Source organism: Arthrobacter sedimenti, assembly GCF_042652025.1.
Taxonomy (GTDB): domain Bacteria; phylum Actinomycetota; class Actinomycetes; order Actinomycetales; family Micrococcaceae; genus Arthrobacter; species Arthrobacter sedimenti.
This window is the reverse complement of sequence record NZ_JBHSDQ010000005.1, coordinates 134,362-155,264: the sequence shown is the minus strand read 5'-3', so window position 1 is coordinate 155,264 and position 20,903 is coordinate 134,362. Positions and strand designations below refer to the sequence as shown.

Below are 20,903 nucleotides of genomic sequence, written 5' to 3'. Positions count from 1 at the left end.
CGGGCATGGGAACCTTTATCCAACTCGTGGTCGACGGCCTTGCCACCGGTTCCATCTACGCGGCCCTGGCCCTGGCAATCGTGCTGGTCAACCAGGCCACGGGCCTGATCAACTTTGCCCAGGGCGGCCTGGCCGTGCTCTCCGCCTATATTGCCTACGTCTTCGTTCAACTCGGCCTGCCCCTGATCCTCGCCATCCTCATCGCCGTGGTGCTTTCCTTCGTCCTCGGCGCGCTGGTGGAGCGTTTCCTGGTCCGCCGCTTCGAACGGGGCGACCCCGACACCGCAGTGGTGGTCACGATCGGACTGCTCACCCTCGTCACCGGCATCTCCGCGGTGCTGTGGGGCTACAACAACCTTGCGTTTCCGTCACTCTTCCCCCTGACCAGCGTCGAGATACTGGGGGCGGTGGTAAGCGTCAGGTCACTTGCCACCGCGGTGACCATCGTCGTCATCATGGTGATCCTGCAACTGCTCTTCCTCCGTACCAAGCTGGGACTGGCCCTCCGCGCCGTCGCCGACAACCCGGCGTCGGCCGCTTTCTCCGGCCTCCCCGTGGGCCGGCTGCTCATGGTGGGCTGGGGGCTCGCGGCGACCCTCGGCGCCATCGCCGGAGTCCTGGTGGCACCCCAGCTGACCCTGACGCCGGGCATGCTGGACACCGCCCTGGTCTACGCGCTCGCGGCCGTTATCCTGGGCGGCCTGAACAGCCCCATCGGCTGTGTGGTGGCCGCGGCGGCGATCGGTGTCCTGGAGAACCTGGTGGCCGTCTACATCCCCCTCATCGGCCACGACCTCAAGATCGCCGTGCCCTTCGCACTGATCTTCGTTATCCTCATCGTTCGCCCACAGGGCCTGTTCGGCAGAAAGGTCGTGGTGAGGGTCTGATGAGCACCGCTGCCGCCACCTTACGCCCACGGCGGGTACGTCTTGCCCTCGCCGCCCTCGCGGCGGTTCTGCTGGTCGTCGCCCCACTGATCCTGCCGGCGTTCGCCAACCAGACACTGGTCCGCATCGGGGTCTATGCAGTGGCGGTGCTGGGCCTGAACATCGTGATGGGATACACCGGCCAGGTCAACCTCGGGCAGATCTTCTTCGTAGGCCTGGGCGCCTACGTCACCGCGTACGGCGTCAACCATGGCTGGAACATCCTGCTGGTCTTCGCAGCGGCCTGCGCCATCGCCGGCGTGGTGGGGCTGCTGGTGGCGCTCGCGGCCGCACGCCTCGGCGGCCTGGCCATCGCAATGGTGACCATCGCCCTGCCCATCGTCGGCGTCCCCCTGGCCAAACGACTCTCCGAGTTCACGGGCGGCTCCCAGGGCATCTCCGCACGGTTCACCGATGCCCCGGACTGGTCCGGGCTGGCCAACGACCAATGGCAGTTCTACATCGTGCTGATTGTGACGGCCGGAGCATTCCTGCTGGCCCGGAGCCTGGTCCGCGGCAAGTACGGGCGGGCCTTCGCAGCGGTCCGCGAAAATGAGGCTGTTGCTGCCTCGATGGGCATCTCGCCCTACCGAACCAAGGTCCTGGCCTTCACCATCGCATCCATTTTCGGCGGCGCCAGCGGCTTCCTCTACCTGGCAGCAGTGCAATACACCTCTCCGGAAACCCTCAGTTTCGGGCACTCCATCAGCCTCCTGGCCGCCATGGTCATCGGTGGGGCCGGCAGCATCGCCGGTTCGCTTCTGGGCGGGGCCTACTACGTCTTCGTTCCGCAACTGACCAACGCCATCGATCCCAACCTCACCACCGTAAGCCAGGGCGCGATCCTCCTCGCAGTGCTGTTCCTGCTGCCCGGCGGCCTGGTCAGCCTGCCCCGGGCGGTGCGCAGGCTCACCCGCCGTGCCGCCCCGCGCCGTTCCACCGCCCAAACTGCACCCGGGACTTCCCCGCAAACCGCTCCCGCCCATCGTCCGGTACCGGATGCTGCGCCGGAGGGACACGAACAAACAGAGAGGCAAGATGGACCATGAAGATGAGAAAGAAGCCGCGCGCGGTACTTGGCGTCGTTGCCGTGGCGGCCGCCGTCGCGCTCTCCCTGTCCGGTTGCAGGGGCGACAGCGGCGGGCAGGGCGGAGGATCCGCGTCCTCCCCGGGGATCACTGACTCGGCGATCACGCTTGGGATCACCACTCCGCTCAGCGGTGCAACCGCCGGGCCGGGCAAGTGCACCGTTGCCGGCGTCTCGGCCTACTTCGGTGCCGTCAACGCCGCAGGGGGCGTGAAGTTCGGCGACGGCAAGACGCGCACTGTGAACATCAAGTCCTATGACGACGCCTACGACCCGCAAAAGTCCCTGGCGAATTTCCAGCAAATGGTGTCCGACAACGTGTTTGCTGCCACCGCCGGCCTGGGAACGCCCACCAACCGGGCGTTCCGCGACGCCGCCATCAGCCAGAAGGTCCCGCAGGTGCTGGTGATGACCGGCGACCCGCTGTTCAGCGACCGGAAGCAGAGCCCTTGGCAATTGGGCTTTGTGCCCATTTACCAGAATGAGGGCGCGGCCTTCGGAAAGCTCCTGGCGAAGTCGGGTGCGCAGCATAAAGTTGCCATCCTGTCGCAGAATGACGACTACGGCAAGGGGTACGTGGCGGGCTTCAAGGACGCGATCAAGGGGGCGTCCAACATTTCGGTGGTGGGGGAGCAGACCTACGAGGCCACCGACACCTCGGTGGATGCGCAGCTCACCCAACTCGCTTCCTCCGGGGCGGACGTCTTCTTCAACGCCATGTCCATCACGCCGCTCACCATCGCGGCACTCCAGAAGGCACAGCAGATCGGCTGGAAGCCCAGCTGGTTCCTGCCGTCCAACACGTCCAGCCCAACGGCGATCCTTGAGCCGGGCGGGGGCGCCGCCTACCCGGGTGTCTACTCCGTGTCGTTTGCCAAAGCCCCCCAGAGCCCGGCATTCGCCAAGGACCCCGACGTCGTGAAATTCCTTGACGAACTGAAGAAGTACGGGAACTACCCGGACATGCCTGCGTTCCCGCACTGCATGTGGAGCTACATGGTGGGGGCCACGCTTGAGCAGGCGTTCAAGAACATGAAGGAGCCCACGCGGGACAGCTTTATGACGGCGCTGCGGGACATCAAGGACCTGAAGGCGCCGCTGATGCTGGAAGGGACTTCGGTAGACACCACGGTGGACGGCCAACCGGCGGTGTCCTCGGTGGTGGTGCAGAAGTACAACGGCAAGGGCTATGCAACTGCCGAGAACTTTGGCTGATCAGGGCAGATCAAGGCCGATCAGGCCCGGGACGCGCTGGGCAGCGGCTTGGCGCGTTCCGGGGATTCCAGGCTGTCGATGAGCTCAAGCCCGCGCCGGGCCCACGCGATTTCCCCGTGGGCCCGGTCCACCAGGCCCTCGTAGGTGAACCGCTTGAAGGCGATGGTCCGTTCGTGGTCGGCCGGGTCCGTCACGGCCAGGCGGCGCACCAGCATTGGGTTGTCCACCTGGGCGATGCGCTGGAGTTCACCCTCCCATTGGGCAAGCTCGGCCTCCCACTGTTCCTGGTGCCGGCGGAAGAACGCCCGGGCCGTCTCCGGTGATGCCGCCTCAAGGTAGGCGGCCCGCAGGTGCGCGGGGTCGCGGACCCGGGCGTACTCCAGCGGGGTCTGCATCCAGTCGAGGAAGGCCTGGTTCCCGGCTTCCGTCACGTGGTAGACCCGTCGGGTGGCGCGCTGGCCCCTGGGCTGCTCCTCGCCCTCGATGAGCTTCTCTGCTTCCATCTTGCGCAGCTCAGGGTAGATCTGGGAGTCGGGGGCGTGCCATACGTGGCCCACGGACATGGAGAACTGCTTCTGCAGTTCATAGCCGGACAGCGGGCCCACGCGCAGCAGGGCCAGCAGCGCGTACCGAAGGCTCATGCGGTGCTCCTCCAAGGGCTCAAGGAAAGTGCGGGGGCGGCTGCGCCCCCGCACTTCAGGGTCCCCAGCCTAGGCCGACTGGTAGTTCGTCCGCCACCCGCCGTGATAGGTGGCGCGCGCAACGGTGGAGTAGGGGACGGGGCTGACCACGGCCCGGACTTCAGTCTGGACATGGGGTTCGACGGCGGCCTTGGCAGTTCCACCGTTCGGCTCGCCCCAGACGACCTTGAGTTCCGTGCCTTCGGGGACGTTGGGATCGATTGTTGCCAGTGAGAGCGCACGCCGTTCGTTGGCGCTGTAGCCGGTGAACATGGAGTAGCCCACCACCGTGCCGTCTGCGTCCACCACAGAGTCATAGTTGGCCGAGCCGTAGTTGGCCAGGGGCAGGTCGAAGAACTTGTAGCTGGGCCCCTCCACGTTGAACAGCGACGCGAAGATCGAGGTCACGTCCTCCGCGTCCCAGGCCAGGGTGACCTTCCTGCGCTGCGTGGCGGGATCGATCCGCTCGAGTGCGTCCCGGCCGATGAAGTCGTGGTCGAACTTCACGAACGAGCCGTAGCCCAGCTCCCAAGGGGTCAGGTAGTAGTCCTCGATGTTCCCGGACACGAACGACCCCGCCAGGGTTCCCGTGGCCTCGTAGCCGTCCGCGGGCAGCCATTCGCGGTAGCCGCGCTCCGCTTCGCCGGTATAGATGGCCGGGAGCGGTGACGGAATCCAGCCGGACTCCAGGGTGTTGGACGGGTACGCCCGGGAACCCACGGGCACCAGCCCGAACTCGGCGCCCGCCTCAACAATTGCATCCCGGATGCGGTCGTGGTCCGCGTACGGGCCCCAGACTTCAAGGCCGGGGGCGCCGGCCATGCCGTGCCTCAGGGTGCGGACGGTGGTCCCGGCGATGGTCATGGTGGACATGTTGAAGAACTTGAGTTGCTCCAGAGCTCCGCCGTTAAGTTTTTCGATGACCTGCCAGGCGTTGGGTCCCTGGATCTGGAAGCGGTAGTACCGGCGGGTCACGGGGTGGCCGTACGGCCGCGACGGGGACCGCCGGTCCACGGTGATGTCCAGGTCCCGGTAGCCGCCTGTCTCGCCGTGGTAGAGCAGCCAGTTTGCGGCGGGGGAACGGCCGACATACACGTATTCGTCGTCCGCCTCATGGAAGAGGATGCCGTCGCCGATGACGTGGCCGGACTCGGTGGTGGGCACGTACTGCTTGGCCTTGTTCACCGGGAATGTGGCGGTGGAGTTGATGGCGGTGGCGGTGATCAGCTTGATCGCATCCGGGCCCTTCAGGAACAGGTTGTCCATGTGGTGGGACTGGTCGTAGAGGACGGCTGTCTGCCGCCAGGCGGTCTGCTCCTTGATCCAGTTCTGGAAGTCCGCCGGCACTACCGGGTAGATGTAGGAGCCGATCTGGGAGTTGCGGAGGAGGTCGACGGCCCCATTTGATGCGTCGAGGACTTCCTGCAGATTTTTCGGTGCCACGTTGAACCTCTTGTTCTGTATCGGATTGTTGGTGGGTATCAGAAGACGATGGTCTGGTTTCCGTGCCGGATGACGCGGTCCTCGGCATGCCACTGCACGGCGCGGGAGAGCACTGCGCGTTCCACGTAGGCGCCCCGCGCTTGCAGGTCCAAGGCTGAGTGCCCGTGCGTCACGCGGGCCACATCCTGCTCGATAATGGGTCCCTCATCCAGGTCCTTGGTCACGTAGTGCGAGGTGGCGCCGATCAGCTTGACTCCCCGCTCCTTCGCCTTGCGGTAGGGCGCGGCGCCCACGAACGCGGGAAGGAAGGAGTGGTGGATGTTGATCAGCGGCACTTTCACTGCCTCCAGGAACCCCGGGGACAGGATCTGCATGTACCGGGCCAGCACCACGAAATCCACGTTCCCTTCCAGCAGCTTCAGGATCTGCGCCTCGGCCCCGGACTTGTCCGGACCGGCAGAGGGGACATGGAAGAACGGGACGCCGAAGAAGCGTACGTCCTCGGCAGTGTTTGTGTGGTTGGAGATCACCATGGGAATGGTTACCGGCAGTTCACCCCTCCGGTGCCGCCAAAGCAGTTCCAGCAGGCAGTGGTCGGAAGTGGAGACCAGGATGGCCATGCGCTTGGGGATGGATCGGTCCGTCAGCGTCCAGGACAGCCCCAGCGGCGTGAGGGTCCTGCCGAGGTCCGCCTCGATGTCGGGCATCGCCGCGGCCAGGTCCGGCCGGTTGAAGACCACGCGCTGGAAGAAGTCGCCCGATGACGGATCACTGGAGTACTGGTCCAGGGAGACGATGTTTCCCTGGTTCCGGGTCACCAGGGCGGCCACCGCAGCCACGATCCCCGGCTGGTCCGGCCCGTGGACAATCAGGCAGGACTGGTCCTTGCGCGATTCTGTGTGCAGGGCCATTGGTTGCCGTCCCTAGCCCGCTTCGGCCATGAAGTGCCGGACCCAGTCCGCCGTCGCCAGCAGGCCGCCGAAGGTGTAGAAGTGCAGTCCCACCTGGGGGTGCAGGTGCTGGTCCTGCCCGGGTGCGTCCCCGGCCAGGACGGCGGCCAGATCGTTGACGAACCTGTCCGGCCCGGCGTCTCCCATCAGGTTGGTCAGTGAGAAGCCGTATTTCTTGACGATCATCGCGTTGGCTCCCACTCCGAACCGGCGCGCAAAGCCGAGGAGGCGCTTGATCCCCGCCGGTCCGGGTGTTCCCACCCGGATGGGCGCCTTGATGCCCCTGGCCCGGACCTCCTTGATCCACCCGGCAACCGGCGCGGTGTCGAAGGCAAACTGCGTAATGATGAAGGCGTCGATGTTCTGGGCGGCGAGGGCCGCTGTTTTGTCTTCCAGCGCCCGCCAAAGTGTCTCATTGGGGATGTCGGGATGGCCCTCGGGGTAGCCGCCGATTCCCACCTCCCGGACGCCGAACTCCTGCAGGATCCCGGTGTTGACCAGCGCCAGCGAGTCCGCGTACGGGCCCTCAGGTTCGGCAGGGTCGCCGCCCACCACGAACACGTGCTCGGCGGCACCCGCCTCCTGGAGGCGCTGGAGGAATTTTTCGAGTTCACCCCTTGATGCCAGCCGGCGCGCTGAAATGTGCGGCACCGGGATGAATCCCAGGTCCCGGACCGCCTTTGCCGCGGCCACCCGCATCTCCAGGTCCTCGTTGCCAAGGAAGGTGACGTTGATGCGGGAGTGAGGCGGAATTTTGTCTTTTGCTGCGACGAGGGCGGGGATGTCCTTGCCGGTCATTTCCAGCGAGAAATCCTTGATGAGTTCCAGTGAGGCTGCCCGGTTGGGGGCGGGCACGATTCGAGTCGCCATCAGGTCATCCTTTCGGCGGGTGCAGCGGTGCACCCGCCTCCGACATTACCTATGTCCATAGGTAATGTCGATAGTTATCTAGAAAACCTTGGCCCTTCTGCCGACCGCGCGCCTAGCCTTCCGCCGCCTCAGGTTCCAGGTGGGCAATGGCGCGGGTGTCCTGGAAAGCCCGGACCCCCTCGATGCCCTGCTCCCTGCCCATGCCGGACTGCTTCATGCCGCCGAACGGGGCCCGCAGGTCCAGCCGCGTGGCGCCGTGGTCATTCACCCAGACATAGCCGCAGACCAGTTTCCCGCCGACCCGCTCGGCGGCGGCGGGATCAGCGGTCCAGACGGAGCCGCACAGCCCGGCCCATGTTCCGTTTGCCGCCTGCACTGCCTCTTCCTCGGTGTCGAAGGGGATCAGGGGAATGACGGGCCCGAACTGTTCCTGGGTGACGACGCGCAGCGAGGGGTCCGGATCGATGACCAGTGCGGGGCGCAGGAAGTTCCCGCCCTGGAGGTCCGGGTCCGTGGGAAGGGTCCCGAATTCCCTCACATCAGCACCCGATTCCTTGGCTTCCTCGATAAGTTCGGCCACGAATGCCTTCTGTACCGGTGAGTGCAGCGGACCCATGGTGGTCCCCTCATCGAGACCGTAGCCGATTACCGCTTTTTCAAGCCGCTGCGCCAGCCCGGCCACCACTTCGTCCAGGCGCGATCGGTGGATGTAGATCCTTTTTGCGTTCATGCAGATCTGGCCGGTGGTGTCGAAGATGGCAGCGTAGAGCCGGTCCAGGTGCATGTCATCAAGCACTGCGTCCGCGAGGATCACGGCCGCATCGTTTCCGCCGAGTTCAAGCGTCACCCGGGTCAGCGACTTCGCGGCCATCTCCATGATGCGCTTGCCGCCGCCCACGCTTCCCGTGAAGCAAACCTTGGCGATATCGGGGCTGTTGATCAGCGAAGCCATGTCCGCGTCTTTGCCGGTGACCACGTTCAACACCCCCGGCGGCAGCTTCGCGGCAATCCTTTGGACCACCCGGGTTGTTGCCAGCGGCGCCGTGGGCGGCGGCTTAACAATTGCCGTGTTTCCTGCCAGCAGCGCGTGCGGCAGCGAGGCCGCCAGGATGGCTATGGGCCAGTTGAACGGCACGATGACCGTCACCACGCCGAGCGGCTGGAAGGCGATCGATGTGGATACGGGGATTCCCGGGGCAGGCGGCAGCACCGTGGTGGCATTCACTTCCGGGGCCAGCTCCAATGCCAGGTTCCACCGGATCTCGAACACCAGGGAGTCAACCCACGCTTCCATGCGGATCTTGCCGTTCTCCTGCGACAGGATGGCAGCGTCCTCGTCGCGGAAGTCCGCGATGCCTTCCAGTGCCTGCCGCATTTGGTCGGCGCGCTCCTGCGGGCTCAGTGCGGCCCATCCCGGATAGGCGGCTTTTGCCGCGGCGATGGCGTCCTCGACGTCGGCCGCGCTGGCTGCTGCGGCATGACCCACGACGACTCCAGGCTTGCCCGGATCGGCAATTTCCATGGTGGCGGCGGCCTGGCGCTCGGTGCCTCCGATGAAGAGGCCGGTGGTCACCGGAGCGGAAGTATCCACTGTGTTGGTCATGATCTTGCACCTCTCTGTGCGCTACTGCGGGGATCCCTTAATTTTCTCACTGACGGACGTTCGGCGTTCCGTGCGTGTGGAACGTCTCGATGGTCTTCATGCCCCAGGCCTGGCCCTTCCTGCGTTCCTCCTGGCTCCACTCCACCACCGGCGAATCCGGGTCCAGCAGCAGGCGTGCCCCGGCATTGGCCAGTTCAATACGGTTGCCGCCGGGTTCCCAGACGTAGAGGAAGAATGTCTGGTTGATGGCGTGCTTGTGCGGCCCTGATTCGATGTGGATGCCGTTTTCAAGGAAGATGTCCGCGGCCTTCAGGATGTCCTCGCGGGTATCGGGGGCGAATGCTACGTGGTGCAGCCTGTTGCCGTGCTTCAGCCAGTCGTCGGAGTACACGATGTCGTAGGACTTGTTGTTGAAGTGGAACCACCAGGCGGCGTATCCGCCGTCGTCGAGCCGGATGCGCTCGCTCTCCCGCCCCCGCAGGACGTCGGCCACAAATTCCCCGTTTGCCCCCACGTCCTTGGCCAGGAAATTGATGTGGTCCAGCCGGCGCGCGTTGACCCCGCGGCCCGGGAAGGCCGAAGCCTGGTTCTTCAGCGCGGGCTTGTCGTCCGTTGCCACGTACCGTTCGGTCTCGTAGTAGATGCCCATGTCGTGCCCGTCCGGATCCCGGAAGGCATAGGTGCGGCCTGTTCCCACCCCGCCGTCCTCCCAGCCGATGCCCAGGCCCGCGGCTTCAATGGCGGCGACCCTGCGTTCCAGCGCCTCCTGGCTGGTGGTCCGGAAGCTGGAGCGCCCGACGCCGGCGTCCGCTGACTCCGTGAGCTTCAGGGTGTAGAGCTGGTATTCGTCCCAGGTCCGCAGGTAAGCGCACCTCCTGCCTGCGCTGCTGGACTCGGCCACCACCCGCATGGCGAGGAGATCCCGGAAGAACCAGAGGCTTTCCTCGAAGACAGGGGTCAGCAGTTCCACGTTCCCCAGGTGGGCGACGTCGAACGAGGTATACCCGGTCATGGAACTGTCCTCTCTCTTGTTCCTGTTTAGCGACGGGGGCGCGGGAAGACGCGTCCGTCGAAGATCTTCCGTGCCGTCCGGAGTGCCGTGGACCTGGTCACCGTGTAACCCTCCGCGGTAGGGTGCATGGCCACTTCCACGTCAAAGTGACCTGTGGGGTGTTCCACCCGGAACGCTTCTCCCGGCGGGGGAAGCGTGGCAAGGTCGTGGCCCACGGATCCTTCTGCCATGATCCCTGCGGCCACGGTGAGTGCGCCCAGCACACCGATGGAGGTGTGCACCCGGACCGGAAGGAAACTGCGGGTGGCGATGGAACCGCCGGCCCGCGGCGGCGCCAGCAGCACCAGTTTGGGTACGGTGGCCCCGCTGACGTCACCCATGCCCATCAATTCCGCCGCTGCCAGGCGGAGCCCGGCAAGACGGGCCGCCAGGCCTTCGTCTGCCTCAAGGTCTGCGGGGTCCTCGTAGCCGGTGGTGCCCAGGTCGGCAGCCCGCATCAGGACGGTTGGCATTCCGTTGTCAACGCAGGTGATGTCAACGCCGTCAACGCGGTCACACACTTGGCCTGAGGGAAAGAGGGCCCCGGTCGATGACCCCGCCGTGCCCTCGAAGTTGAGCCTGATGGGCGCCGCCCTGCCCGGAACGCCGTCGATTGCCACTGCACCGCCTGCCTCCGGGCCGCCGTCGTAATCCACCACGCCGCCTGGGGTGGCGAACCGCGCCGTGGCCAGGCTTCCGGTGTTCACCATCCGGATCCGCACATCCGTCTGCGTTTCGGAGGCCCCCACGAGTCCCCGTTCGACGGCGAAAGGCCCCACCGCCGCAAGGATGTTTCCGCAGTTCTGGCGGTCAGTCACAAATGCCGTGTCCACCCCCACCTGGAGGAAAAGATAGTCCACATCCGCTGCGGCCTCGGCCGATGGGGAGATGACAGCCACCTTGCTGGTCAGGGGGTGTGCGCCGCCAAGCCCGTCAACTTGCCGGGGGTCGGGTGTGCCCATGATCCGCAGCAGCAGGTCGTCGCGTTCACCCGGGTCCGCAGGCAGGTCCGAGGCCAGGAAGAACGCTCCCTTGGATGTTCCTCCCCGCATGAGGAGGCAGGGGATCCCCACTGATCCGGGCATTTCCAGTCTCGCGATCCTCGGCGGGCAGGGTGCCGGGCGGCCCATGGTCGGTCCGTTCCGGCGGACACTGCCAGAAAATCACGCTCTGGAACTTTGGTCAATACATCCCATACAATTTTGTTAGCAATCGCGCGCCGGCCCCGATCAGGGATGCGTTTCGGCAGTACCCACTGAACCGAAGGAGAAAGCCATGGCCCCGAAGTCCCTGCAGGAAGTGCTTGATGCGGCAGGCAACACCGTTGATCTCCTGCGCAATTCCCAACTCGGGACCTACATCTATCCGGTGGTGCCGGCGGAGTTCACCAACTGGCGCCGTGAGCAGCGTGCCTGGCGGGAGACGGCAGTCCTCTACGACCAGTCCCACCACATGGTCAACTTCTTTATGACGGGGCCCGATGCCTTGAAGCTTCTCTCGGACACGGGCATTAACAGCTTCGCGAACTTCCCGGTCAACACTGCCAAGCAGTTTGTGCCCACCGCCTCCAACGGCGGTGTGATCGGTGACGGGATCCTGTTCCACCTTGCGGAGCAGGAGTTTGTCTATGTGGGCCGCGCCCCAGCGGCTAACTGGCTCCAGTTCCACGCCGAAACCGGCGGGTACGACGTCGAATGCACCTACGATGACCGGTCGCCGTCGCGCCCCTACGGCCAGGAGGTCATCCGGAAGTTCTTCCGCTTCCAGATCCAGGGCCCCAGCGCATGGCAGATCATTGAAAAGCTCAACGGTGGAACGCTTGAGCAGGTGAAGTTCTTCCACATGGGCCACCTGGACATCGCCGGGGAAAAGGTGCGCACCCTCCGCCACGGCATGGCCGGGGCCCCGGGACTGGAAATCTGGGGACCCTACGAACAGCACGGCAAGATCCGTGATGCCGTCCTCCAGGCGGGGGCTGAATTCGGCATCGAGCCCTGCGGGTCCCGGGCCTACTCCTCGAACACCTTGGAATCGGGCTGGATCCCGTCGCCGCTGCCGGCGATCTACAGCAGTGACGCCGAACGGGCCTACCGTGAGTGGCTGCCGGCAACAAGCTATGAAGCGGTCAATGCGCTCGCGGGCTCATTCGTCTCCAACAACATCGAAGACTATTACCTCACGCCCTGGGAGCTCGGCTACGGATCATTCGTGAAGTTCGACCATGACTTCATTGGCCGCGACGCCCTCCAACAGATTGACCCGGCCAGGCAGCGGAAAAAGGTGACGCTTGCCTGGAACGATGAGGATCTCGCCAGGATCTGGGCGTCCTTCCTGGACCGCGACACCCCGGGCTACCAGTTCTTCGACATCCCCAACGCCAACTACGGCTCGTCCAACTACGATTCGGTGGTGGATGCCGACGGCACCGGCGTGGGACTCTCGCTTTTCACCGGCGTCACCGCCAACGAACGGCGCGGCCTTTCGCTGGCAACGGTCGACCCGATCGTCGAGCTCGGAACAGAAGTCCGGGTCATCTGGGGAGAACCGGACGGCGGATCCCGCAAGACAACGGTGGAGCCGCACGAACAGCTCAGCGTGCGTGCTGTGGTCAGTCCCGCACCATATGCGGTCACTGCCCGGAATGAGTACCACGGGGGTTGGCGAACCGCGGCCGCCGGTGCACGGTAGGGAAAGGGAGCAGGGCGGCACCTGGATTGCCGTCCTGGGCCTCGGGGAAGCCGGCAGCATCTACGCGGAGGACCTCGCCGGCCGGGGACTGCGGGTCACCGCAACGGATCCCGCTGTCGGGGGTGCCCCGCCGGGCGTGGTGCGGGCCGGCTCCATCCGCGAAGCGGTGGCCGGCGCGGACCTGGTACTCAGCCTGGTGGGCGGACAGGCTGCCGGGCCCGTCCTCCACGAGGCGCTGCCCGCCATGGAGCCCGGCGCCGTCTTTGCCGACCTCAACACTTCGGGGCCTGACCAAAAGCGGCGGCTCGCCGAACAGGCGGCCCGGCGGAATGTCCTGTTCGCCGACGTCGCCATTCTCGCGCCTGTGCCCCGCAACCGGATCGATGCGCCCCTGCTGATAAGCGGCACTGGGGCGGCTGCGCTGGTGCCCCTCTTCGCCGGGTGGGGCATCCCGGCCTCCGCTGCGGGAAGTGAAGCGGGGGCGGCAGCGGGGCTGAAACTGCTCCGCAGCGTGTTCATGAAAGGGCTGGCGGCAACCATCCTGGAGGCGGTCACGGCCGCCGAAGCAGCAGGCGCCAGGGACTGGATGACCGGCCAGATTGCGGGGGAGCTGGGTCCGTCCGGCCCGGCGCTTGTGGCCCGGATGCTTGAAGGTACGCGCGTGCACGCTGTGCGCAGGGAAGCGGAGATGTCAGAGGCGCGGGCCTACCTTGAGTCGCTGGGAACCCCGCACCCGGTGACCGATGCCGCCATCTCGTGGCTGCAGTCGCTGGCGCATCCACACGGGGGACGGGTTGCGGACAGTCCTTCCTGACTACGTCCGCCGCCCACCGCCCGAAAGTCCTAGGCCACCCGCCAGACGCTGCACTCGTCCGTATTGATCGCCTTGCGGAGGCCGGTGAGCCGGTCCAGGATCCAGACGACGCCGATCCCCGGAGCAGTTTCCTGCACGCTGCCGCGGCGGATCACCACGTCGTCGTAGGAAGGCCCCACCGAGAGGCGGGCTTCGATTTCGTCACCGCGGTGGAGCTGGTCCAGTGCGCGGATTCTGGTTACATGCGGGGTCGCTTTCTTCAACATCGGGGCCTCCTGGCTGGAGCTGGTGCCGGCTCTTGCCTGCATTCACCAGTGTGGCGGCGCAATGTTGCGTACCGGTTTCCCCGCTGTTAGGAGCCGGTTAGTTCTTCACTCCGCCACTGTTTCCAGCTCATAGGCTGCGCCCCGGCTGCGGTAGGCGGCCAGGAAAGTGGAGATCCGGCGGACTGCTTCTTCGATCTCCCGCACCGACGGCAGGATGACGAAGCGGAAGTGATCGGGTGTGGGCCAGTTGAAGGCCGAACCGTGGGAGACCAGGATCTTCTGGTCCTTCAGCAAATCCAGGACAAACTGTTCGTCGCTGTCGATGGGGTAGAGCTCCGGGTCCAGCCGGGGGAACAGGTACATGGCGCCTGAGGCCGGAACGCAGGTTACGCCGGGGATGGCCGTGAGGAGCTTGTGGGCAAGGTCCCGCTGTTCGCGGAGCCGCCCGCCCGGCTGCACCAGGGCGCTAATGCTCTGGTATCCGCCCAGGCAGGTCTGGATGGCGTGCTGGGCCGGGACGTTGGCGCACAGGCGCAGTGAGGCCAGCAGTTCGAGGCCCTCACGGTAGGCGGCGGTGGCGGCCAGCGGCCCGGTGATGGCCACCCATCCGGCCCGGTAGCCGGGCATCCGGTAGGCCTTGGACAGGCCGCTGAAGGTCAGGCAGCACACGTCCTCGGCCACTGCCGCGGTGTGGATGTGCTTGGCGTCTTCGTACAGCACCTTCTCGTAGATCTCGTCGGAGAACAGGACCAGGTTGTGCTTCCGTGCCAGGGCCGCGAACTGCTCCAGGATGTGGCGGGGGTAGACGGCGCCGGTGGGGTTGTTCGGGTTGATGATCACGATGCCCTTGGTTCGGCTGGTGATCTTTGCTTCCACGTCGGCCATGTCCGGCCACCAGTTCTCCGCCTCATCGCAGAGGTAGTGCACGGGCTTGCCGCCGGTCAGGGTCACCGCGGCGGTCCAGAGGGGGTAGTCCGGGGCCGGGACCAGGATCTGGTCGCCGTTTTCCATGAACGCCTGCAGGCACATGGAGATCAGTTCGCTGACGCCGTTGCCGACCACAATGTCCTCGACGCCGATGTTCATCAGCCCACGGGTCTGGTAGTACTGCGAAATCGCTGTCCGGGCGGTGAAGATGCCCTTCGAGTCGCTGTAGCCCTGGGCGCCGCGCAGGTGGTGGATCATGTCCACCACCACCGACTCCGGCGCCTCCAGCCCGAACGGCGCGGTGTCCCCGAGGTTCATCTTCAGGATCCGGTGCCCCTCGGCCTCCATGTTCTTGGCGGCCTGGAGGATGGGTCCGCGGAGTTCGTAACGGACGTTCTGGAGTTTGCTGGAGTGCTGCATGGCGTGCATGGTTGATTTTTTCACAAAGAACGACGCCGGGCGGCCGGGTTACGGTGCCAGCCGGTCACCTTTGCGGTGCACGCGGAACCAGCGGCAGCCGTAGCGCCCCAGCTCCACCGTGAAGCCGCCGTCGGGCTCCAGGGCAACATTGCCGCCGTCGAACAGGTCCAAAAGCATGGCGCCCCGGAAATCCGGAGAACCGTCACCCATCTTTCCGCTGACCTTCACGGGGTCTTCGCTGAAGTTGTGCAGCAGCACCAGCGTCCCGCCCTCGGAACTGCACGTGTGGGCGAAGACCGCGGGCTGGTCCTGGTCGATGACCGCGAACCTGCCCCAGCCCAGTTCCGCTGCTTCGCGGTACCGCGCGATCAGCGTGGCCATGAAGTTGAACAGTGACTCCGGGTCCCGCTTGGCCGCCGCGGCGTTGACCCGGTCCGGCCCATACTCCCCGCGCACCAGGGGTGCCACCAGGTCCGCCGCCCGGGCACCGGAGAAGCCGCCGTTCTCCTCGTCGTTCCACTGCATGGGGGTGCGCACGGCGGTGCGGCCCTCCTGCCGGAGGTCCTCGCCCATGCCGAGCTCCTCGCCGTAGAACAGCACCGGAGTGCCGGGGAGGGAGAACATCAGTGAGTACACCATCCGCATGCGTTCCTGGTCCCCGTCCAGCATCGGCGGCAGCCTGCGCCGAAGTCCCCGCCCGTAGATCTGCATGTTCTTCTCCGGTCCGAACGCCGCAAAGACCTCCCGGCGCTCGCCGTCGGTGAGCCTGTCCAGTGTGAGCTCGTCATGGTTCCGCACGAACATGGCCCATTGGTTGTCCGGGTTTATCGGTGGGCGGCCCTTGAGCGTCTCAGCCAGGGGCCTTGCATCCTGCCGTGCCAGGGACAGGTAGAGGTGCTGCATCGACATGAAATCGAACTGCATGTTCAGCTCGTTGCCCTCCGGCCCGCCGAAGTACTCCAGCTGCTCCTGGTAGGACAGGTTCACCTCGCCCAGCAGCACCGCGCTGCCATTGCGCCGGTTCAGGAAACTCCGCAGGGCTTTGAGGTAGCCGTGCGGGTTGATCCTGGCTGACTGGTCCTTGGGCTCGCCCCTGGTCTCCAGGAAGAACGGCACGGCATCCAGCCGGAACCCGTCCAGGCCCAGCTCGAGCCACAGGCCCATCGCCTTGGCGATCTGGTCCCGGACCTTGGGATTGGTGACGTTCAGGTCCGGCTGGTATTTGGCGAACATGTGCAGGTACCACTCGCCGGTGGCATCATCCCTGGTCCACAGCGAGTTTTCCTCCCCGGGGAACACCACCTCGGCGGAGGTGTCCGGGGGAGTGTCCTTCCGCCACACGTAAAAATCGCGGTATGGGTTGTCGGTCGATTTCCTGGCCTCGACGAACCACGGATGCTGGTTGGAGGTGTGGTTCACCACGAAGTCCGCGATCACCCGCATCCCCCGGTCCTTTGCCGCGCGGATGAACTCCACCAGGTCGCCCAACGTGCCGAGCCGGGGGTCCACATTGAAGAAATCCGTCACGTCGTAGCCGTCGTCACGATCGGGTGACGGGTAGAACGGCATCAGCCAGATGCAGGTCACGCCCAGGGCGGCCAGGTAGTCCACCCGCTGGGTGAGGCCGGCGAAGTCCCCGGTGCCGTCGCCGTCGTCGTCATAGAACGTCTCCACGTCAAGGCAGTAGATGACGGCGTTCTTCCACCACAGGTCCGAGGTTTCGGCGATCCTCATGCGGACGCGTCCGACGCCGGACTGGCGGCTGCCGCGGCCAGCTCCGGTTCAGCGGGGGTTCTTCCGCCAGGGCTTCCTGAAGGGGTGCGCAGCTGGGGGAGCACCTCCGCGGCGAAGGCCTCGATGAAGGCTGCCTGTTCCTGCCCCACGAAGTGCAGGAACAGCTCGTAGAAGCCAAGGTCCGCGTATCCGTCCACGCATTCCTCCAGGCGGCGCTGCCTGATGTCCTTGGCTGGCCACGTGTCCCCGCTGATGTGTTCGTTCATGTTCCCGCCGCTGATATGGTCTGAACACATGGCCGCGTCGAAGCCCGCGCGCTCCGCGTGCTGGACGTCCTTGAGCAGCTGGCCGGGGCTGACCTTTTGTGCGAACCGTGGAAGCCGACGGTAACCATCATTAAGCTGTACCGTCCGGCAGGCGCCGTGTCGAGAGGCAGGACAGGCGGCCGGCGGGCCATTCTGTGGACGCTGGTGGCGGAGCGCTCCTTATCCGATAAGTATGAAACTTGTAGTACTGCCTTCCTGCGGTAGTGCATGGCGTAACCGGAAGGAAGTACCCCAAGTGGGCGGTGTGCTCATCGGACTGGCGGTGATCGGCGTCGTCATTGCCGTCGGGTACATCGCCGCGCGCTGCGGGCTGGGGGACGAGCCCACCATTTCCGCATTGACGCGTACCGCCTTCTTCATCACCAATCCGGTGCTGCTCTTCACGGTGGTGCTGAAATCAGACCTGTCGGTTGTCTTTTCCGCCTATGTTCCGCTTGCCATGATCACCGCAGCGGTCACCGCCCTGCTCTACGTTGCCGCCAGCCGCATCTGGTTCCGAAGGCCGGCGGCCGAAACCGCCGTCGGTGCCATGGCCGGGTCCTACGTCAACGCCAACAACATCGGCATCCCCATCACGCTCTATGCCCTGGGGGACGCCACCCCGGTCGCCCCAGTCCTGCTGGTGCAACTGCTCCTGTTCGCCCCGCTGGTCCTGACCCTGCTGGACCTTTCCGAGGCGGGCCGGTTCTCTCCCCGCCTGATGCTGACGCAGCCTTTTCGCAACCCCATGATCATCGCCTCGCTCCTGGGCGTGGTCCTGGCCGCGCTCCACGTGAAGCTGCCGGACCCGGTGATGGCCCCACTGACGCTCCTGGGCGGGGCTGCCGTGCCGGTGGTGCTGCTGGCGTTTGGCATGTCGCTGCGCGGAACCAGGATGCTGCGCAGCGGCGGCCACACGGCGGAAATCCTTACTGCCACGGCACTCAAGTCCGCGGTGATGCCGGCGGTGGCGTTCGTCGTCGGACGCTTCCTGTTCAACCTGGACCACCGCATGCTCCTGGGCGTGGTGCTCATGGCGGCGCTTCCCTCTGCCCAGAACGTCTTCCTGTTCGCCAGCAAGTACGGGCGCGGGGTGACCGTGGCACGGGAAACGATCCTGCTCTCCACCGCGGCTGCCGCACCGGTGCTGGTGCTGATCGTTTGGCTGCTGGCCGCCTGAAACCGGGCGCGCCGCCCTACCCGCGGGGCGCCGGCCGGGCAAGAATGGGCACATGGAACTTCCCGTGATGCCGCCCGTCCCGCCCATGCTCGCCAAGGCCGTCAGCGGCATCGACGGCATTCCAGGCAGCGGGAACCTCAGCTATGAGCCCAAGTGGGACGGCTTCCGGTCCATCATCTTCCGTGACGGCGATGACCTGGAGATCGGCAGTCGCAACGAAAAACCCATGACCCGCTACTTCCCGGAACTCGTTGCCGCGCTCAAGGAAAACCTGCCGCCGCGCTGCGTGGTGGACGGCGAGATCATCCTGGTGGGGGCGTCCGGGGACCGGCTGGATTTCGACACGCTGCAGCAGCGCATCCACCCTGCCGCCAGCCGGGTGAAGATGCTGGCGGAACAGACCCCGGCAAGCTTCGTGGCCTTCGACCTCCTGGCCCTTGACGATGACGACTACACCGGCAGGCCTTTCAGCGAGCGTCGTGCCGCGCTGGAGAAGGCGCTCGCGGCCAGCAAGGCACCCGTCCACCTGACGGCCGCCACCACGGACAAGGACACCGCCGCTCAGTGGTTCGAGCAGTTCGAGGGTGCCGGGCTGGACGGCATCGTGGCCAAGCGGCTGGACGGCCGGTACGAGCCTGACAAGCGGGTGATGTTCAAGGTCAAGCACGAGCGCACCGCTGACTGCGTGGTGGCCGGCTACCGGCTGCACAAGAGCGGGCCGGACGCCATCGGTTCCCTGCTGCTGGGCCTGTACAAGGACGACGGCGGCCTGGCCAGCGTGGGCGTGATCGGCGCCTTCCCCATGAAGAAGCGGCAGGAATTGTTCGAACAGCTTCAGCCGTTGGTCACCGACTTCGAAGGCCACCCGTGGGCCTGGGGCAAGCAGGAAGAAGGCGAGCGGACCCCGCGGAACGCCGAAGGCAGCAGGTGGAGCGCCGGGAAGGACCTGTCCTTCGTGCCGCTCCGGCCCGAACTGGTGGTGGAGGTCCGCTACGACCACATGGAGGGCGAACGCTTCCGCCACACGGCCCAGTTCAACCGCTGGCGCCCGGACCGGGACCCGGAATCCTGCACCTATGGGCAGCTCGAGGAGCCGGTGAACTTCGACTTGGCCTCGGTGCTGGAGACCGGACGGGGGTAGCGGCGAGCCGACAGGCTGCCCCAGTTGCGGCTCCAGCCCAGCTTTAACGGGGGAGAGCCCGCCATTTGGGGGAATGGCGGGCTCTCCGGTCTGAAAACCGGGCCAGTTCGTACCCGGCGGGGCTCCTACTTCAGGCCGAGCTGCTTGGTGGGGGTCCGGAAGGACTCCTTGGCGGTCAGCGCCGACACCGCGGCGACGGCGCAGATGATGGCGGTGAAGATCGAGATCTGCACCCAGCCGCCGGGCTTGATGCCGCCCATGGCGGCCACGATCGCCGGGGCGAACCCTGCCATCAGGAAGCCCAGCTGGGTGCCGATGGCCAGGCCGGAGAAGCGGACCTTCGTGCTGAACATTTCCGCGTAGAAGGACGGCCACACCGCGTTGGCGGCTGCGTAGCCGCCGGAGAAGTAGCCGATGGCGGCCAGGAACATCAGCGGGACGCTGCCGGACTCCAGGCTGAGCAGGAACACGGGGGTCAGGATCGCGCTGGCAAGTGCACCGTAGATGAAGACCGGCTTGCGGCCGATCTTGTCCGCGAGCATTCCGAAGAGCGGCTGGGTGCCCAGGGCCACGATGTTGGCAGCCACCACCAGCCAGAGGGTGGTGGTGCCGTCAACGCCGGCCACCGTCTTGGCGTAGCTGATGGCCAGGGTGCCGAACACGGTGGAGACGGCGGCGATGAATGCGCAGCAGATCACGCGGAGGACGTCGCGCCAGTGGCCCTTGAGCAGGTCGGCAACCGGGAGCTTGGCGATCTGCGCGGTCTTGCGGGCCTCTTCGAACGCGGGCGGCTCGTGGAGGGTGCGGCGGATGAGGAACGCCACCACAACCACGGCGGCGCTGAGCCAGAACGGGATGCGCCACCCGATGCCGAACTTGATTTCATCCGGCAGGGCCAGGACGGGAATGAACACCAGGGCCGCGAGGATCTGCCCGCCCTGGGTTCCGGTGAGGGTCCAGGAGGTGAAGAAGGAACGGCGGTTGTCCGGGGCGTGCTCCAGGGTCATGGAGGAAGCGCCGGCCTGCTCGCCGGCGGCGGAGAGGCCCTGGCACAGCCGGGCCAGCACCAGCAGGGCCGGAGCCCACCAGCCAACGGTGCGGAAGTCCGGGAGGCAGCCAATGACGAAGGTGGACGCACCCATGAGCACCAGGGTGAACATCAGGACCTTCTGGCGGCCTACCCGGTCACCGAAGTGGCCCAGGATGATGGCGCCGACGGGGCGTGCCACGTAGGCGAACCCGAAGGTGGCGAAGGACATGATGGCGGCGTTGGCATCGGCACTGGGGAAGAAGACCGTGGGGAAAATCAGGGCGGCGGCGGAGCCAAAGATAAAGAAGTCGTAGTACTCGACGGCGCTGCCGAGGAAGCTGGCGAGGGCGGCCTTCCGGGGCGTCCCGGCCTGCGTGAGGGCACCTGCCCCTGCGGACGGAAGTGTCTTGCTCATGGTGTTCCTTTGGTGTGACGACATTGTCGCGGATGGATCTGGGGGGTCGCAGCCGCCGCTGCCTTGGTGCGGGCGGGGCGCGATGCGGCTGGAGTCCGGAAAAGACCCGGCATAAATAGCCACATGGTGGGAGCTACTTGTGCGATACAGAAACTATG

Annotated in this window: 19 protein-coding genes; 7 read left to right on the top strand and 12 right to left on the bottom strand. The window is 65.9% G+C overall.

Annotated elements, in window-relative coordinates; all coding sequences use genetic code 11:
* Window positions 1-5: 5 nt before the first annotated feature.
* The 3 genes from ACFO0G_RS13415 to ACFO0G_RS13405 are packed head-to-tail and all read left to right on the top strand — an operon-like array spanning window position 6 to window position 3,228.
* On the top strand, window positions 6-887 hold the full coding sequence (locus ACFO0G_RS13415; protein WP_286400488.1) for a branched-chain amino acid ABC transporter permease: 882 nt from the start codon (window positions 6-8) through the stop codon (window positions 885-887).
* Complete coding sequence (locus ACFO0G_RS13410; protein WP_286400486.1) at window positions 887-1,975, top strand: branched-chain amino acid ABC transporter permease; 1,089 nt, start codon at window positions 887-889, stop codon at window positions 1,973-1,975. Before ACFO0G_RS13415 ends, ACFO0G_RS13410 begins: the two co-directional genes overlap by 1 nt.
* Window positions 1,972-3,228 (top strand): ABC transporter substrate-binding protein, encoded by a 1,257-nt coding sequence (locus ACFO0G_RS13405; protein WP_376978179.1) that lies wholly within the window; start codon window positions 1,972-1,974, stop codon window positions 3,226-3,228. The genes ACFO0G_RS13410 and ACFO0G_RS13405 overlap by 4 nt, the downstream gene beginning before the upstream one ends.
* A gap of 20 nt (window positions 3,229-3,248) precedes the next feature.
* On the opposite strand, the gene ACFO0G_RS13400 is transcribed toward ACFO0G_RS13405, so the two are convergent.
* From ACFO0G_RS13400 to ACFO0G_RS13370, 7 genes are all read right to left on the bottom strand, one after another.
* Window positions 3,249-3,869 carry a PadR family transcriptional regulator gene (locus ACFO0G_RS13400; RefSeq protein ID WP_286400482.1) on the bottom strand — a complete coding sequence of 207 codons (621 nt, stop codon included), beginning with the start codon at window positions 3,867-3,869 and terminating at the stop codon, window positions 3,249-3,251.
* A gap of 69 nt (window positions 3,870-3,938) precedes the next feature.
* Window positions 3,939-5,351, bottom strand: a complete 1,413-nt coding sequence (ligM, locus tag ACFO0G_RS13395) for a vanillate/3-O-methylgallate O-demethylase (RefSeq protein WP_286400480.1) — start codon at window positions 5,349-5,351, stop codon at window positions 3,939-3,941.
* 38 nt (window positions 5,352-5,389) lie between these two features.
* On the bottom strand, window positions 5,390-6,262 hold the full coding sequence (gene purU / locus ACFO0G_RS13390; RefSeq protein ID WP_376978176.1) for a formyltetrahydrofolate deformylase: 873 nt from the start codon (window positions 6,260-6,262) through the stop codon (window positions 5,390-5,392).
* Window positions 6,263-6,274: 12 nt separating this feature from the next.
* Window positions 6,275-7,171: a methylenetetrahydrofolate reductase gene (locus ACFO0G_RS13385; RefSeq protein WP_286400477.1), complete on the bottom strand. Its 897-nt coding sequence runs from the start codon at window positions 7,169-7,171 to the stop codon at window positions 6,275-6,277.
* Between the two features lie 112 nt (window positions 7,172-7,283).
* Window positions 7,284-8,774, bottom strand: coding sequence for an aldehyde dehydrogenase family protein (locus ACFO0G_RS13380; protein WP_286400475.1), 1,491 nt, complete (start codon window positions 8,772-8,774; stop codon window positions 7,284-7,286).
* Between the two features lie 46 nt (window positions 8,775-8,820).
* The gene (locus ACFO0G_RS13375) at window positions 8,821-9,786 is read right to left on the bottom strand and encodes a VOC family protein (protein ID WP_376978173.1); all 966 of its coding nucleotides are present in this window, start codon (window positions 9,784-9,786) and stop codon (window positions 8,821-8,823) included.
* 26 nt (window positions 9,787-9,812) lie between these two features.
* Window positions 9,813-10,910, bottom strand: a complete 1,098-nt coding sequence (locus ACFO0G_RS13370; protein WP_286400471.1) for a 4-oxalomesaconate tautomerase — start codon at window positions 10,908-10,910, stop codon at window positions 9,813-9,815.
* Between the two features lie 190 nt (window positions 10,911-11,100).
* On the opposite strand from ACFO0G_RS13370, the gene ligM (ACFO0G_RS13365) reads away from it, so the two are divergent.
* Both ligM (ACFO0G_RS13365) and ACFO0G_RS13360 read left to right on the top strand, forming a co-directional pair.
* On the top strand, window positions 11,101-12,513 hold the full coding sequence (gene ligM / locus ACFO0G_RS13365; RefSeq protein WP_376978170.1) for a vanillate/3-O-methylgallate O-demethylase: 1,413 nt from the start codon (window positions 11,101-11,103) through the stop codon (window positions 12,511-12,513).
* Window positions 12,467-13,327: an NAD(P)-binding domain-containing protein gene (locus ACFO0G_RS13360; protein WP_376978168.1), complete on the top strand. Its 861-nt coding sequence runs from the start codon at window positions 12,467-12,469 to the stop codon at window positions 13,325-13,327. Before ligM (ACFO0G_RS13365) ends, ACFO0G_RS13360 begins: the two co-directional genes overlap by 47 nt.
* 29 nt (window positions 13,328-13,356) lie before the next feature.
* Here the strand turns inward: ACFO0G_RS13360 and ACFO0G_RS13355 are convergent, their stop codons facing one another.
* From ACFO0G_RS13355 to ACFO0G_RS13340, 4 genes are all read right to left on the bottom strand, one after another.
* A complete protein-coding gene (locus ACFO0G_RS13355; protein WP_236800316.1) occupies window positions 13,357-13,593 on the bottom strand; it encodes a hypothetical protein in 237 nt (78 codons plus the stop codon).
* A gap of 105 nt (window positions 13,594-13,698) precedes the next feature.
* Window positions 13,699-14,949: a pyridoxal phosphate-dependent aminotransferase gene (locus ACFO0G_RS13350; RefSeq protein WP_376978166.1), complete on the bottom strand. Its 1,251-nt coding sequence runs from the start codon at window positions 14,947-14,949 to the stop codon at window positions 13,699-13,701.
* Between the two features lie 39 nt (window positions 14,950-14,988).
* On the bottom strand, window positions 14,989-16,674 hold the full coding sequence (locus ACFO0G_RS13345; protein WP_376978164.1) for an alpha-amylase family protein: 1,686 nt from the start codon (window positions 16,672-16,674) through the stop codon (window positions 14,989-14,991).
* Window positions 16,671-16,940 (bottom strand): hypothetical protein, encoded by a 270-nt coding sequence (locus tag ACFO0G_RS13340; protein WP_376978162.1) that lies wholly within the window; start codon window positions 16,938-16,940, stop codon window positions 16,671-16,673. Before ACFO0G_RS13340 ends, ACFO0G_RS13345 begins: the two co-directional genes overlap by 4 nt.
* 295 nt (window positions 16,941-17,235) lie before the next feature.
* Here ACFO0G_RS13340 and ACFO0G_RS13335 point away from each other — a divergent pair, with 295 nt between their 5' ends.
* Window positions 17,236-18,159 (top strand): AEC family transporter, encoded by a 924-nt coding sequence (locus tag ACFO0G_RS13335; protein WP_286400460.1) that lies wholly within the window; start codon window positions 17,236-17,238, stop codon window positions 18,157-18,159.
* Between the two features lie 52 nt (window positions 18,160-18,211).
* Window positions 18,212-19,300 carry an ATP-dependent DNA ligase gene (locus ACFO0G_RS13330; protein ID WP_376978160.1) on the top strand — a complete coding sequence of 363 codons (1,089 nt, stop codon included), beginning with the start codon at window positions 18,212-18,214 and terminating at the stop codon, window positions 19,298-19,300.
* Window positions 19,301-19,425: 125 nt separating this feature from the next.
* Here the strand turns inward: ACFO0G_RS13330 and ACFO0G_RS13325 are convergent, their stop codons facing one another.
* A complete protein-coding gene (locus tag ACFO0G_RS13325) occupies window positions 19,426-20,745 on the bottom strand; it encodes an MFS transporter (protein WP_286400456.1) in 1,320 nt (439 codons plus the stop codon).
* Window positions 20,746-20,903 lie beyond the last annotated feature (158 nt).